The organism is Campylobacter sp. CFSAN093249 (assembly GCF_011067895.1).
GTDB classification, from domain to species: Bacteria; Campylobacterota; Campylobacteria; order Campylobacterales; family Campylobacteraceae; genus Campylobacter_D; species Campylobacter_D jejuni.
The window spans coordinates 60,234-74,574 of the sequence record NZ_JAAMWM010000004.1; the positions used below are offsets into that span (position 1 = coordinate 60,234).

13 protein-coding genes and 2 pseudogenes are annotated in these 14,341 nt (G+C 31.7%); 2 read left to right on the plus strand and 13 right to left on the minus strand.

The features are described from left to right. Positions 1–152 precede the first annotated feature (152 nt). A complete protein-coding gene (gene uvrB, locus FBF10_RS02620; protein ID WP_002888183.1) occupies positions 153–2,126 on the plus strand; it encodes an excinuclease ABC subunit UvrB in 1,974 nt (657 codons plus the stop codon). A gap of 101 nt (positions 2,127–2,227) precedes the next feature. Here uvrB and FBF10_RS08735 read toward each other — a convergent pair whose 3' ends face one another. From FBF10_RS08735 to FBF10_RS02670, 13 genes and pseudogenes are all read right to left on the minus strand, one after another. Further along, complete coding sequence (locus FBF10_RS08735; RefSeq protein WP_234744382.1) at positions 2,228–2,869, minus strand: DUF4118 domain-containing protein; 642 nt, start codon at positions 2,867–2,869, stop codon at positions 2,228–2,230. Between the two features lie 23 nt (positions 2,870–2,892). Further along, positions 2,893–4,044, minus strand: coding sequence for a sensor histidine kinase KdpD (locus FBF10_RS08740; RefSeq protein WP_234744381.1), 1,152 nt, complete (start codon positions 4,042–4,044; stop codon positions 2,893–2,895). A 2-nt stretch (positions 4,045–4,046) separates the two neighbouring features. After that, on the minus strand, positions 4,047–4,655 hold the full coding sequence (gene kdpC / locus FBF10_RS02630; RefSeq protein ID WP_002888184.1) for a potassium-transporting ATPase subunit KdpC: 609 nt from the start codon (positions 4,653–4,655) through the stop codon (positions 4,047–4,049). Between the two features lies 1 nt (position 4,656). After that, positions 4,657–6,702: pseudogene (gene kdpB, locus FBF10_RS02635) on the minus strand (potassium-transporting ATPase subunit KdpB). 9 nt (positions 6,703–6,711) lie between these two features. Further along, positions 6,712–7,731, minus strand: coding sequence for a potassium-transporting ATPase subunit KdpA (locus tag FBF10_RS02640; protein WP_052814325.1), 1,020 nt, complete (start codon positions 7,729–7,731; stop codon positions 6,712–6,714). 103 nt (positions 7,732–7,834) lie between these two features. Beyond that, complete coding sequence (locus FBF10_RS08880; RefSeq protein WP_252366039.1) at positions 7,835–8,197, minus strand: potassium-transporting ATPase subunit KdpA; 363 nt, start codon at positions 8,195–8,197, stop codon at positions 7,835–7,837. A gap of 7 nt (positions 8,198–8,204) precedes the next feature. Beyond that, positions 8,205–8,408, minus strand: a complete 204-nt coding sequence (locus FBF10_RS08745; protein ID WP_002864731.1) for a potassium-transporting ATPase subunit KdpA — start codon at positions 8,406–8,408, stop codon at positions 8,205–8,207. Positions 8,409–8,417: 9 nt separating this feature from the next. Continuing rightward, positions 8,418–8,605 (minus strand): annotated as a pseudogene (kdpF, locus tag FBF10_RS02645) (K(+)-transporting ATPase subunit F). Positions 8,606–8,746: 141 nt separating this feature from the next. Next, positions 8,747–10,171: an anaerobic C4-dicarboxylate transporter gene (locus FBF10_RS02650; RefSeq protein WP_002889240.1), complete on the minus strand. Its 1,425-nt coding sequence runs from the start codon at positions 10,169–10,171 to the stop codon at positions 8,747–8,749. A 163-nt stretch (positions 10,172–10,334) separates the two neighbouring features. Further along, entirely contained in the window at positions 10,335–11,585 is a 1,251-nt protein-coding gene (locus FBF10_RS02655) for an RNA polymerase factor sigma-54 (protein ID WP_057033317.1), read from the minus strand. After that, positions 11,585–12,313, minus strand: a complete 729-nt coding sequence (gene lptB, locus FBF10_RS02660; protein WP_002855252.1) for an LPS export ABC transporter ATP-binding protein — start codon at positions 12,311–12,313, stop codon at positions 11,585–11,587. The genes FBF10_RS02655 and lptB overlap by 1 nt, the downstream gene beginning before the upstream one ends. Beyond that, positions 12,306–12,713 carry a tRNA (adenosine(37)-N6)-threonylcarbamoyltransferase complex ATPase subunit type 1 TsaE gene (tsaE, locus tag FBF10_RS02665; protein ID WP_002888746.1) on the minus strand — a complete coding sequence of 136 codons (408 nt, stop codon included), beginning with the start codon at positions 12,711–12,713 and terminating at the stop codon, positions 12,306–12,308. Before tsaE ends, lptB begins: the two co-directional genes overlap by 8 nt. Then, a complete protein-coding gene (locus FBF10_RS02670; protein WP_002860004.1) occupies positions 12,710–12,955 on the minus strand; it encodes an RNA-binding S4 domain-containing protein in 246 nt (81 codons plus the stop codon). Before FBF10_RS02670 ends, tsaE begins: the two co-directional genes overlap by 4 nt. A gap of 154 nt (positions 12,956–13,109) precedes the next feature. Here FBF10_RS02670 and FBF10_RS02675 point away from each other — a divergent pair, with 154 nt between their 5' ends. Then, entirely contained in the window at positions 13,110–14,330 is a 1,221-nt protein-coding gene (locus tag FBF10_RS02675) for an argininosuccinate synthase (protein WP_002888744.1), read from the plus strand. The last annotated feature ends 11 nt before the right edge of the window (positions 14,331–14,341 follow it).

Consider the following 14,341-nt stretch of genomic DNA (forward strand, 5'->3'; position numbering starts at 1 on the left):
TTTTTGCCTTCTTAAGAAATTTGTAATTTATGGAAAATATTATTTGATATTGTAGCAGAAAAAAATTTAAATTTAGGTTTTTATTGTCAATTAATTTTTAATTAAAGCATTTTCTTTTAAAATTTTTTCAAAAATAAAAATAAAGTAGAAAAATGTTAGAACTTACCAGCGAATTTAAACCTAGTCCTGATCAACAAGAAGCCATAAAAGGTATAGTAAAAAGTATAAAAAAAGGCAACAAATATCAAACCTTACTAGGCGTTACAGGAAGTGGAAAAACCTTTACCATGGCAAATGTCATTAAAGAACTTAATATGCCCACTCTTATCATGAGTCACAACAAAAGCCTTTGTGCACAACTTTATAGCGAATTTAAAGGCTTTTTTTCTAAAAATCATGTGGAATATTTTATATCTTATTATGATTATTATCAACCTGAAGCCTATATTCCACGCACTGATGTTTTCATAGAAAAAGACAGCTCCACTAATGAAGACTTAGAGCGTTTAAGACTGAGTGCTACTGCTTCTCTTTTAAGTTATGAAGATGTAGTTTGCATAGCTAGTGTTTCGGCAAATTATGGACTTGGTAATCCAAATGAATACATAGGCATGGTTTTAATCTTTGAACTAGGTATGCAAATTTCACAAAAAGAACTTTTAAAAAAACTTGTAGATATGGGTTATAAAAGAAATGATAATTTTTTTGATCGTGCAGATTTTAGAGTTCAAGGAGATATTATAGACATTTATCCAGCTTATTATGAAGATGAAGTAGTAAGACTTGAATTTTTTGGCGATGAGCTTGATGCTATGTATCATTACAATGTTTTAGAAAATAAAAAAGGCAAAGATTTAAAACGCTTCATACTCTATCCTACAAGCCAGTTTAGTGTAGGTGAAACAAGGCTAAAACAAGCGATAAAAGACATAAAAGCAGAACTTAACGAACGCCTTGCTTATTTTGAACATGAAAATAAACTCGTAGAATATCAACGCCTTAAACAAAGGGTTGAATTTGATCTTGAAATGCTTACAAGCACAGGAATGTGTAAAGGCGTTGAAAATTATGCAAGACATTTAACAGGGCTTAAAGAAGGTGATATTCCTTATACGCTTTTTGATTATTTTGCGATTAAAGATAGAAAATTTCTTGTTATAGTCGATGAAAGCCATGTATCTTTACCACAATTTAGAGGTATGTTTGCAGGAGATAGAAGCAGAAAACAAACCTTGGTGGATTATGGTTTTCGTTTGCCCTCAGCCTTGGATAACCGTCCTTTAATGTTTGATGAATTTATCCATAAAAATTGTCAATTTCTTTTTGTTTCAGCCACACCTGCACCTTTAGAACTTGAACTGAGTAAAGAAAACATCTTTCATCAAATCATGCGTCCTACGGGACTGCTTGATCCTTTAATAGAGTTAAAAGATAGTGATAATCAGGTTGAAATTTTATTTGATGAGGCTAAAAAAGTCATACAAAGGAATGAACGTGTTTTAGTGACTGTGCTAACTAAAAAACTCGCTGAAGAACTTACAAGGTATTATTTAGAGCTTGGTATAAAAGTCAAATACATGCACTCAGACATCGATGCTATAGAACGCAATGAAATCATAAGAGGTTTAAGAAGCGGTGCTTTTGATATGCTAATTGGCATTAACTTACTTAGAGAAGGACTAGATCTACCTGAAGTTTCACTCATTGCCATTATGGATGCAGATAAGGAAGGCTTTTTAAGAAGCACTACAAGTTTAATCCAAACCATGGGAAGAGCAGCTAGAAATGTCAATGGTAAGGTTTTGCTTTTTTGCAAAAAAATCACAAAATCCATGCAAGAAGCTATGGATACCACCAATGAACGCCGCAAACTTCAAATGGCTTATAATAAAAAATACAATATCACGCCAACTTCAGTCAAACGCCATATTGAAGAGAGTTTGAAAAATGAAGAGGATTTAGGCGAAATTTATCGCAAAGGTAAAAAACTCGAAAAAATGCCTGCTAGTGAAAGAGCTAAACTTGTCAAAGAGTTAAGAAAACAAATGCTTGAAGCAGCTAAAGCACTTGAGTTTGAAAAAGCTGCTGCTATTAGAGATGAGATTAATAAATTAAGGGATTTATAATAAAAATATATCCCTTGTTCTAACTCCTGCCTCATTAAGCAAAGCACTTAAAATTTCATACTGAAAGTCTTGCAACGGACGTTTTTCTTTTAAAACTATACCTATAACCCCTTTAGTTTTTTCCCATCTTCTATAGGTAAATACATAGCATTAGCATTAGGCAGGGTATTTGTACAAACACCTGCTCTTTCTTTATTTGTTGCAACCCATTGAGCAATAGCAATCTCATCAGCACTAAAACAATTTTTTAACATTTGCTTATCATCGTTAAAAAACAACAAAGGTTTCGATAAAATATTGTTTTTATTTATAGGATAAATAATAGGCAAATTTAATAATTTTAAAGCTTGATTTCCAAGTTGTTCCCAAAGCTCTTGTTTGCTTTTCACTCTTGCTAACTTTTCACTATTTTCAAGCAAAATAGCTGTTCTATAAGCTCTTTTAGTGAGTTCTTTAGATTGCAATTTTAATCTTCTAGTAAAAACAGCTGTTAAAAATCCAACTATAAACATAGTTGTAAAAGTAATAATATTTCCACTATCATGAACTTTAAGACTAAAAATAGGTTCTAAAAAGAAAAAATTATAAATCAAAACACTTACCAAAGAAGAATAAAAGGCGAAAATTTTATTATCAGAAATAAAAGAAGAAGCAAAAACTGCTAAAATAAAAATCATAACCATATTACTTGGCTGAGTATTAAATTTATGAAATACAAAAGCTATAAAAGTTGCTAAAAGCAAAACTCCTGTGATTTTTAAAAAACCTAAAAAATCAAAACTTTTTTTACTTCGTATTTTAGGAGTAGAAATTTGATTTTCATTAACAATATATAAATCAATATTGGGTGCTTTTTTAGCAACAGCTTCAAAAATCTCTTCTTTAAACTTTTTTTATCTTTATTTTTACCTAAAACAATTTTAGAAACATTGCTAAGACTTGAATACTCTGCAATTTGTCTTGCTATATCATCATATACGCTAATGATTTCAGCATCAAAACTTTTAGCTAGTTCTATATTTTCTTCTAAGGCTTTTTCTTCTTTAATATTGGGATTTTTCATATAAAGCGCACTCAATTTAGCATGAAAAGCTAAAGCAAGTCTTGCAGCTGCACGAATAACCTTTGCATTTGAAGCATTAATACAAACTAAAATATGCTCTCCAGTATGATAAGCTAAATCATCATTAATAAGCCTTTGTTCACTTGCTCTTAAATTCACTCTTGAAGCAAGTCTTCTTAAGGCAATCTCACGCAAAGCTATAAGTCTTTCTTGGCGAAAGAAATTTTCAAGTGCTAGTTTAGCTTGTTTTTCCTTATAAATTTTACCATCTTGCATTCTTTTTAAAAGCTTATTAGGTTCAATATCAACAAGTTCAACCTGATCAGCCTCATCAAAAATACGATCAGGAATACGCTCTTTAACTTCTATCTTACTGATATTAGCGACTAAATCATTTAAGCTTTCTAAATGTTGTATATTTAAAGTAGTATAAACATCAATCCCTGCTTTTAGAAGTTCTTCTATATCTTGAAAACGCTTTTCATTACGCAAGCCTTTAGCATTAGTGTGTGCAAGCTCATCTACTAAAACCAAAGCAGGCTTTCTCTTAAGGGTAGCGTCTAAATCAAATTCTTTTAATACTATATTTTTATAAGGAATTTCAAGATTAGCTATACTTTCAAAACCTTGTGTTAAAGCCATTGTTTCAGGTCTATCGTGAGGCTCTATATAGCCTAAAACAACATCAACTCCATTATCCCTTAAAGTTCTGGCTTCACTTAACATAGCATAAGTTTTTCCAGAACCTGCAGCATAACCTAAGAAAATTTTTAATTTTGCAAGTTTGTTTTTTTCTTCTTCCTTAGCTTTAACCTCAAGTTTTTTAAGAATTTGTTCAGGACTTTGTCTTTGCATGTTTATTCTTTTTTCATGGCTTTAGCAATAGCTATATTAACAGCTAAAACATTAACCTTTTCTTCCCCAAAAATCCCTAAAAATTTAGACTCGGTATTTTCTTGAATGATTTTTTCTAGTTCTTCTTTGGTGATTTTTGAAGATTGACTTATCCTAGGAATTTGTACTAGGGCTGCTTGAAGACTGATATGAGGATCAAGACCTGATCCTGAAGCACTTAATAAATCCAAAGGAATTTGTTCTTTTGTAATTTGCGGATTTTCATCTAAAAATTTTTGCAAATCTTTTTGCACACGCTCTTTTAAAGCAGGATTTGACATAGCATAATTAAATCCACCTGAACTTACACTGCTTTCATTTGTATCGCTTGTATTGTAATTTGACACAGATGTTCTTGAATGTAGAAAATAAGGTTTATTAAAATCTTGACCCAAAAGCTTTGAACCTACCGCTTTGCTTACATCCAAAGTCGGACGACCTTCTTTATCTACTAAACTTCCACTTGATTGATAAGGAAAAATAAATTTTGCAACTGTATTTAAAGCAAAAGGATAAATAAGAGTACACAATATTAGCATTACCACAAAAAAACTAAGCAAAGTTCTAAGCATATCACACTCCTAAAATTCTAAGTATCCAAGCTGTAGGAATATCAATTATTTTTATCCCTATAAAAGGTGCGATCATACCACCTAAACCATAAATACTTAAATTTCTTAAAAGCAAATGCTCGCTTTTCATAGGCTTAAATTTAACTCCACGCATAGCAATAGGATGAGCAAAGGTATAATAATAGCATTAAAAATAAGTGCTGATAAAATAGCGCTTTGCGGGGTAGCTAAATGCATAATATTTAAAATTTGCATTTGAGGTAAAACCACACTAAACATAGCAGGTAAAATAGCAAAATACTTAGCAATATCATTTGCCATACTAAAAGTTGTAAGACTGCCTCTAGTAATAAGCAAACCTTTTCCTATTTCAACTACTTCTAAAATTTTAGTAGGATTAGAATCAAGATCTATCATATTGGCTGCTTCTTTAGCTGCTTGAGTTCCTGAGTTCATAGCTATACCTACATCAGCTTGTGCAAGAGCTGGAGCATCATTGGTTCCATCTCCTGTCATGGCTACTATCTTACCTTGGGCTTGTTCTTTTTTAATAGCTTCTATTTTATCTTCAGGCTTGCATTCTGCTATAAATCGATCAAGCCCTGCTTCTTTGGCTATAGTAGCTGCTGTTAAAGGATTATCTCCGGTACACATTAAAGTTTTTATGCCCATTTTTCTAAGCTCATCAAAGCGCTCTTTAAGTCCTGGTTTTACTGTATCCTTTAGATAAATCACTCCTAAAATTTTTTCATTTTTACACACTACCAAAGGAGTACCACCAAGATTTGAAATTTCCATTACCTTAGTTTCTAAATCGCTAGGAATTTTTCCATTCATTTCGCTTATATAAGCTCTTATAGCATCAAAAGCACCTTTGCGAATTTTTATATTATCTTGCAAATCCACACCACTCATTCTATTTTGAGCGCTAAATTCGATAAATTCTTTAATATCATTACCTTCTAATTCATAACCCATTTTTTAAGCCAATGCAATTATGCTTTTACCTTCTGGAGTTTCATCTTTTAAAGAGGATAAAACACAAGCTTTAATCATTTCTTCTTTACTTATACCTTGGACTTCATAAAATTCATTTGCCAAACGGTTTCCAAAAGTAATCGTTCCTGTTTTATCTAAAATCATAGTATCAACATCACCACAACTTTCAACAGCCTTGCCTGAAAGTGCGATCACATTAAAACGCGTTACCCTGTCCATACCTGCTATTCCTATAGCTGATAAAAGCCCCCCCTATAGTTGTAGGAATAAGACATACAAGCAATGCTACTAACCATGAAATAGGCAAACTCACGCCTAAAAATTGTATAAAAGGATATAAACTTACAACCACCACCAAAAAACTCAAACTAAGTGCAATTAAAAGAGTATTAAGAGCAATTTCATTTGGAGTTTTTTGACGCGCAGCACCTTCTACAAGATTGATCATTTTATCTAAAAAACTTTCCCCAGCTCCAACTAAAATTTTAATCTTTAAAAAATCAGTTAAAACCGTAGTCCCACCTGTAACAGAAGAAAAATCACCGCCCGCTTCACGCATAACAGGTGCACTTTCACCTGTAATAGCTGATTCATCAACACTTGCAGCACCTTCTACAATTTCTCCATCATTAGGTATAAGTTCACCTGCTTTAACTAAAACTATATCACCTATTTTTAACTCGCTAGAATTAAGCATTTCTTCACTGCCATCACTTTTTATGCGTCTAGCTTTAGAATCCTTTTTGCTTTGTCTTAAGGTAGCTGCTTGGGCTTTACCCCTTCCTTCTGCAATACTTTCTGCAAAATTTGCAAAAAGCAAGGTTACAAATAAAATAAAAGTGATTAAGATGTTATAAATTCTTTCATCAGAATTTCCATTAAACAAAGTAGGAAAAATACTTAAAATCAAAGTAAGAATCGATCCAACTTCCACCATAAACATAACAGGATTTTTTACCATAAAGCGTTGATCAAATTTTAAAAATGCTCCTTTTATGGCATTATTTAAAATTTCTTTTGTAATGAGTTTATTTTGTTTTTTAGACATTGACTCTCCTTAATGCCATAAAGATAAATATTCTGCAACGCTTGATAAAGTAAGCACTGGAAAAAAAGTAAGTGCAGCAAAAATATATATAATACAAACAAGCACAAACATAAAAGTTAAATTATCCGTTTTTAAAGAATTTGCAGTATTTTCTTGTGTATTTTTAGCCAAAAGCGATCCAGCTATAGCAAGCTGAGCTATTAAAACCAAATAACGCCCACAAAACATAGCAAAAGCTGTGCTTAAATTCCAAAATAAATTATCATCTTTTAAACCTTCAAGTCCTGAACCATTATTTGCTGCCGAAGAACTAAATTCATACAAAATTTGAGCCAAGCCATGAAAGCTAGGATTGCTTATACTATCTTTTGCAAAAACAACAGCTAATGCACTTAAAACAAGGATTAATAAAGGATGGATAAGAATTACCAAAGCTATAAGCTTCATTTGTGCGCTTTCTATTTTTTTACCCAAGAATTCTGGAGTTCTACCTATCATTAATGCACAAATAAACACGGTTAAAAGCACATAAATAATCATATTCATAAGCCCTACTCCTTCGCCACCGAAAGCTATATTTAGCATCATATTTAGCAAAGTAGCACTGATACTTAATGGATTTAAACTATCGTGCATATTATTGACGCTTCCTGTAGTAAAAGCAGTAGTTACAGCACTAAATAAACTCGAACCATCTGTGCCAAATCTTATTTCTTTACCTTCCAAATTTCCCAAATTTGCATTTAAACCCAAAAAATCCAAATTTGGATTTGACATTTTTTCGCTAAAATAAATTAAAAGCAAAGAAATGATAAAAATAATCCCCATTGCACCAAAAATAACTCCCCCTTCTTTTCCCATAAGAGCAAAACCTTGTCTTTCTTTTCTATGATAAACCATCAATCCAAAAGCTACAACACAGGCACTAGGAATAAGCATCATGGATAAAATTTGCAAAAAATTTGTAAGTAAAGCAGGATTTTCAAAAGGCATGCTTGAATTAGCACCAAAAAAACCACCCCCCCCCATTTGTCCCTAAATGTTTTATAGACTCAAGAGCTGCAACAGGACCTGTGGCAATGCTTTGAAATTTATTTTCTAAAGTAAGCACGCTAAAATTTGCGTGATAATTTTACACCACGCCTTCAGAGATAAAAATTACAGCCAAAATAAAACTTAAAGGCAACATCAAACGCGTAATAATACGCGTAAAATCTTCATAAAAATTTCCCATTTGCATACTACATAAAGCACGACAAAAAGCCATACAAGCAGAATATCCACTCGCACTTGAAACAAACATAGCAAGTAAAATGCCTGTATTTTGCGAAAGCAAACTTAAAGCACTCTCTCCACTACAATGCTGAAGGTTTGTATTTGTAATAAAACTAATTACAGTATTTAAATTCAAATCCCCTTTCATAGAATTTATCGAATTAGGATTTAAAAAAAGTTTATCTTGTAAATAAAAAATCACGAAAGAAAAAATAGCCACTAAGGCATTAAAAGCAATTAAATGCAAAGAATAATTTTTGCCAAGTCATATTTTTTCTATCAATTGCACAAATTTTATAAATTAAGTTATCAATTGGATTAAAAATAAAATCAAAAATAGTTTTTTTACAGCTTGCAATTTTATAAAGATAATTTCCAAAAATTAAAGCCAATATAAAAGCTATAATCAGTGTTATTAAAATTTCTAGCATATTTTTCCTTTAAAATTTTTCAGGATATAATAGAGCATAAAATAAATAAAGAGCAAGTATTAAGCTTAAAACTAGTAAAAATATCATCCGCTTGTCCTAGTTTGAATTTCACAAAAACGGATAAACAACCATAAACCACCAAAAGCTAAAAGCAGAAGCAAAGCAAAGATAACATCCATAGGATAGCCCTTTCTCATTGATTCAAAATAGGATTTATCCTATCCTTGTTAAGCTTATATTTTGATTAATACTAATTTTATGATTTATTTATAATTTTTATCTATATTAAATAAAAAGACAAATGAAGAATTTAGCAGGAAAAATCCTACTAAAAATTTTTAAAGATAACCCGCTGCCATAGCGATAAAATATCCTGCTATACAAGAAGTGATTACACCTATAAGACCTGGTAAAATAAAACTATGATTGATAACAAATTTACCAATGTGAGTAGTACCTGATCTGTCAAATTGTATAGTAGCCAAATCGCTTGGATAAGTTGGTAAAATATAATATCCATAACAAGCAGCCGCAAAGGCAACAATTACACCAGGTTCAACACCAATTCCTAAAGCCAAAGGAACAAAAGCCGAAATAGCCGCTGCTTGAGAGTTTACAAATTTTGAAATTAAAAGAAGCATTACAGCATAAGTCCAAGGATAATCTACAACTACATCTCCAAGAGCTTTTTTCATCATAGGAGTATGAACAGCAAACATAGTATCAGCCATCCAAGAAATTCCAAAAACTGCAACAAGAGCTATCATACCGGATTTAAAAATCTCATTTGAGCCGATTTTTTTTACATCTGTTTTAGTAAAGATAATAATCAAAGAACCTGCTAAAAGCATGAACATTTGAATCACTGAAACCATAGATAAAATATCCATTTTAGGATTGCCTAAAGCATCTACTTGAGGAATACCATTTTTTACAACTTGTCCCCAATTTGGGCGTAAAGAATCAAATATACCTAATAAAGCCACTAAAGCAATAGCTCCTAAGAAAATCCACATTGCAATCCAATTGCTTTTTGGAAGTTGAACACCTAAAAGTGTTTTAGAATCACCATAAACATATTTTTTAAATTCAGGATCTTTAAGTTTTTCTTGAAAAACCTCATCTTTATCCAAATCTTTTCCTCTAAACCAAGAAAAAATTCCCACACATAAAACACCAAAAAGCGTACTAGGTATAGTAATTTGAAGAAGATTGATATAGCCATCAAAACCTGCTAATTTATGTTCTGCATTTAAAAGCAAAGCTGTTAAACTCACAACTGCAACAGAAACAGGACTTGCAATAATACCCATTTGTGAAGATATAGAAGCTGCTGCCATTGGACGCTCAGGACGAATACCGTTTTTAATCGCTATGTCATAAATAATAGGCATAATAGTATAAACCACATGTCCTGTCCCACAAAGTATGGTTAAAAAGCAAGTTACAAAGGGAGCTAAAATGGTTAAGAATTTAGGATTGCGTCTTAAAATTCTTTCAGCTATTTGAAGCATTACATCAAGACCGCCACTTGCTTGTAAAGTCGCACTTGCAACAACCACAGCTAAGATAGTAAGCATTACATCTATAGCGGGCTTTCCAGGTTTTATATGAAAAGCAAAAACAAGCATTAAAATACCTATACCACCGAGTAAGCCAAGAGCTATACCACCTTTTTTTGCACCGTAAAAAAGACAAATTAAAACAATGATGATTTGGATTGCAAATTGCCCTCCCTCACTAAGGCTTGTTAAAAAGTCCATTTTAACTCCTTTGAAAATTAATATTTAAAAACAGTTATTATTGTATCACATTTTTAAATTAAAGAATAATATTTCTAAAAATAAAACAATAATTTTTTATATTATTTAAATTAAATTTAAATATAAAACAAAAGTGTAATGGGTTTGATAGATTGATAGAATTTTATCCTTCAAGTTCATATAATTTTTTTCTATCTGTAGAGCTTGCTATATTAAGATGTTTGCGATATTTTGTAATAGTTCTTCGCCCTATATCGACTTTAAATTCTTCTTTGATTAATTCTAAAATTTTACTATCGCTTAAAGGTTTATTGCGATCTTCATTCTTTACTAAATTTGCCACAAATTCTTTAACACCTACATTTGAAGTCTCTCCCTCTTCATCAAGAGCAAAAGCAAAAAAATCACGCAAAGGGATAAGTCCTCTTTCACAACTTAAATATTTATTTGCCACAGCTCTTGATATAGTCGAAGCATTGCGTTCTAAATCAAGTGCTAAATCCTTAAAAGTCATAGGTTTTATCTCTTTTCCCATGAAAAAATCATATTGATATTCTACTATCATAAGCCCTATTTTATAAAGAGTAGCTTTTCTCATCGCTAAAGCATCAACTAAATTTTTTGCTTCTTTGATGTAATGACTTAAAAAATCATGCTCTAAACCATCAGTTTGGATTGAAATTTCAGGATAATAATCATCATTGATTTTTACTTTAATTTCACCATTTTCTTTATAAACAAAAATATCAGGAACAATTATACGAGAATCTTCAAAATATTCCAAAAAAGGGGGAGTGCTAAAGCGCTTAAGTACAGCTAATGCTTCTTTATATAAAGGCTCTTTGGTATAGTTTTGTATATTTTCAAAATCCATAATCAACATTCTACAAAACTCATCAATATCTTCATCTAATTCCATATTTTCAAGAGCAAATAAAAATGCTTCTTTATAATCTTTAGCTCCCACTCCTACAGGATCTAAAAATTTAAATCTTGCTCTTACTCGCTCAATTTCTTCTAAGGAATACTCTTTTAAAAATTCTTCATCGTATTCAAAATATCCTTCCTCATTTAAGCATTCTATAATTTTTTTTGCAAGTTCTTGAGATTTGTTTGTAGGAAACAAAGGAGGAAGAATCTGTTCATTTAAAAGCTCATAAACACTTTTTTTGGCAAGTCCTTTATTATCCACAAAAGCCGAATTTACATTATGTTTATAAAATGAATCAAAATAATTCTTACCCTTATCATGAGCTTGTATCGAATCTTGAACATTTAAGAAAGGATTATCCTCAGCAAATTTATCTAAATTTTCTTTTAAATCTTCTATGTTTGCTTGTAAAATCGGCAACCAAGAGCGTAAAGTTTGAGAAATTTTAGTCTTGGGTACTTGGGTGATTTTTTGCTTTAACATCAATCAAGGAGTTTAAACTCCGCTCCTAAATAATACTTTTTCACATCTTTATTGGTTGCAATTTCATCAGCATTCCCACTAGCAAGTAAAGAACCTGATCTTATAACATAAGCTCTATCACAAATAGCCAAAGTCTCACGCACATTATGATCGGTAATTAAAACCCCAATCCCCAATCTTTTAAGCTCTTTAATTAAAGTTTGAATTTCAGCCACTGCTATAGGATCAACACCTGCAAAAGGCTCATCAAGAAGCAAAAACTTAGGTTCACACATCAAGCTTCTAGCGATCTCACAACGCCTTCTTTCACCTCCACTTAAACTTAAACCTTTCCTTAAACGAATAGGCTCTATACTTAAGAGTTCAAGCATTTGCTCAACTTTATCATGTAAAATTTTTTTATCTTTATAAAAAATCTGAGCCGCTAAAAGCAGGTTATCTTCTACACTTAAATCCTTAAAAATACTACTTTCTTGAGGTAAATAACCTATCCCTGATCTAGCTCTTTTGTTTAAAGGATCTTTTGTCACATCTAAACCGTCTAAAAGAACTTTTCCACTACTTGGGGAAATAAGTCCACATATCATATAAAAAGTTGTCGTTTTTCCTGCACCATTTGGCCCTAAAAGTCCTACAACTTCTCCGCTATTAACCTCTAAAGAAATTCCATGTATAATCTTAGTTTTTTTAATAATTTTTTCTAAATTTACAATTTCTAATTTACTCATAAATTTCATACTTTCTTTTGTCATCTTTAATGCTAATTTTAATCTGGATAGTAGAAATTCCAAATTTCATTAAAGTTTTTTTCAAATTTTCACCGCCCCATTCAACCAAATGTAAACCTTTTTCAAAAAAATTTTCAAATAAACCATTTGTTAAAAGTCCTTCTAAACCTTCTTGATAAATATCATAATGATAAATGCAAATATCATGATTTTCATATTTTTGCATAATGGAAAAAGTTGGAGAATCCACCCTTGCATCAAGACCAAGAAATTTAACCCAAGCTTGCACTAAGCTTGTTTTTCCACTAGCTAAATCTCCTTGAAGTAAAACAACACCTTCTTTAGGCATTATTTGAAGCATCGTTTTGATCTCATCTTTTGCTAAAATAAATTCTTTCATAATTTTACCACATATTCATTTTGTGCGTTTTTAGGAATACTTTTCGTACTAGGTATAGCTAGGACTTTATATTTTTGAGTGTATTCAGTAAAATGTAAAGTGATAATATCACCCACCTTAACCTCTTTACTCGCTTTAACAATAACGCCATTAATCCCCACTACACCACTTTTACACATATCTTCAGAAATAGCTCTTCTTTTCGTGATATTAACTACATTTAAAAATTTATCTACTCTCATAAAAGCAATTTTAGCAAAAAAAATCAATTTTTGGAACAAAATTTGCTTACGCCTTTGCTTTATTTTTTAAGAAAATAGCAAGTAAAAACTTTTCTTTAATGAAATTTGGATACAATTTTACAATTTTCAAATCTATTTTAACAAAGGATATCTTATGAAAAATGAAGTAAAAAAAGTAGTTTTAGCGTATTCTGGGGGGCTTGATACGAGCATTATTTTAAAATGGCTTCAAGATGAGTATAATTGTGAAGTTGTAACTTTTACAGCAGATATTGGTCAAGGTGAAGAACTCGAACCTGCAAGAAAAAAAGCCCTTTCTTTAGGCATAAAAGAAGAAAATATTTTCATTAAAGATTTAAGAGATGAATTTGTTAAAGATTATGTATTTCCTATGTTTAGAGCCAATGCGATTTATGAAGGAGAATATCTTTTAGGGACAAGTATAGCAAGACCACTTATAGCAAAAACTCAAGCACAAATCGCCCTGCAAACAGGTGCTGATGCAGTAAGTCATGGTGCCACAGGTAAAGGAAATGATCAAGTGCGTTTTGAACTTGGTTATCTTGCTTTTAATCCCGATTTAAAAATCATCGCTCCATGGCGTGAGTGGGATTTAAACAGTCGTGAAAAACTCCTTGCTTATGCACAAAAACACGGTATTGATATTTCTAAGAAAAAAGGAAAATCTCCTTATTCTATGGACGCAAATTTACTTCATATTTCTTACGAAGGACTTGTCTTAGAAGATCCTGCACACGCACCTGAAGAAGATATGTGGAGATGGAGTAAAAGCCCAAAAGATGCTCCAAATGAAAGTGAAATTATAGAACTTGATTTCCAAAAAGGAGATTTAGCAGCGATAAATGGAGAAAAACTAAGTCCTGCAGGACTTTTAACCAAACTTAACGAACTAGGCTGCAAACACGGTATAGGACGCCTTGATATAGTAGAAAATCGCTATGTAGGTATGAAAAGCCGTGGTTGTTACGAAACTCCAGGCGGTACCATACTTTTAAAAGCACACAGGGCGCTTGAAAGCATCACGCTTGATAGAGAAGCAGCACACTTAAAAGATGAACTCATGCCAAAATACGCAAGTTTAATTTACAATGGCTATTGGTTCTCGCCTGAAAGAATGATGCTTCAAGCCTTAATCGATGAGTCTCAAATTCACGCCAATGGCAGAGTAAAACTCGAGCTTTATAAAGGCAATGTGATGGTTATAGGACGAGAAAGTTCGAACGATAGCTTGTTTAACGCAGCTTATTGTACTTTTGAAGAAGATGAAGTGTATAATCAAAAAGATGCAGCAGGCTTTATCAAGCTTAATGCTTTGCGTTTTATCATCGCAGGAAAAAATGGAAGAAAATTTTAATAAAGGAATAA

What these genes read in the sequence shown, in the direction of transcription:
- uvrB (WP_002888183.1), top strand. Translation starts at nt 153, where the DNA reads ATGTTAGAACTTACCAGCGAATTTAAACCTAGTCCTGATCAACAAGAA.
- FBF10_RS08740 (WP_234744381.1), bottom strand. Translation starts at nt 4,044, where the DNA reads ATGCAAAGACAAAGTCCTGAACAAATTCTTAAAAAACTTGAGGTTAAA.
- kdpC (WP_002888184.1), bottom strand. Translation starts at nt 4,655, where the DNA reads ATGCTTAGAACTTTGCTTAGTTTTTTTGTGGTAATGCTAATATTGTGT.
- FBF10_RS02640 (WP_052814325.1), bottom strand. Translation starts at nt 7,731, where the DNA reads ATGGGGGGGGGTGGTTTTTTTGGTGCTAATTCAAGCATGCCTTTTGAA.
- FBF10_RS08745 (WP_002864731.1), bottom strand. Translation starts at nt 8,408, where the DNA reads ATGCTAGAAATTTTAATAACACTGATTATAGCTTTTATATTGGCTTTA.
- FBF10_RS02650 (WP_002889240.1), bottom strand. Translation starts at nt 10,171, where the DNA reads ATGGACTTTTTAACAAGCCTTAGTGAGGGAGGGCAATTTGCAATCCAA.
- FBF10_RS02655 (WP_057033317.1), bottom strand. Translation starts at nt 11,585, where the DNA reads ATGTTAAAGCAAAAAATCACCCAAGTACCCAAGACTAAAATTTCTCAA.
- lptB (WP_002855252.1), bottom strand. Translation starts at nt 12,313, where the DNA reads ATGAGTAAATTAGAAATTGTAAATTTAGAAAAAATTATTAAAAAAACT.
- tsaE (WP_002888746.1), bottom strand. Translation starts at nt 12,713, where the DNA reads ATGAAAGAATTTATTTTAGCAAAAGATGAGATCAAAACGATGCTTCAA.
- FBF10_RS02670 (WP_002860004.1), bottom strand. Translation starts at nt 12,955, where the DNA reads ATGAGAGTAGATAAATTTTTAAATGTAGTTAATATCACGAAAAGAAGA.
- FBF10_RS02675 (WP_002888744.1), top strand. Translation starts at nt 13,110, where the DNA reads ATGAAAAATGAAGTAAAAAAAGTAGTTTTAGCGTATTCTGGGGGGCTT.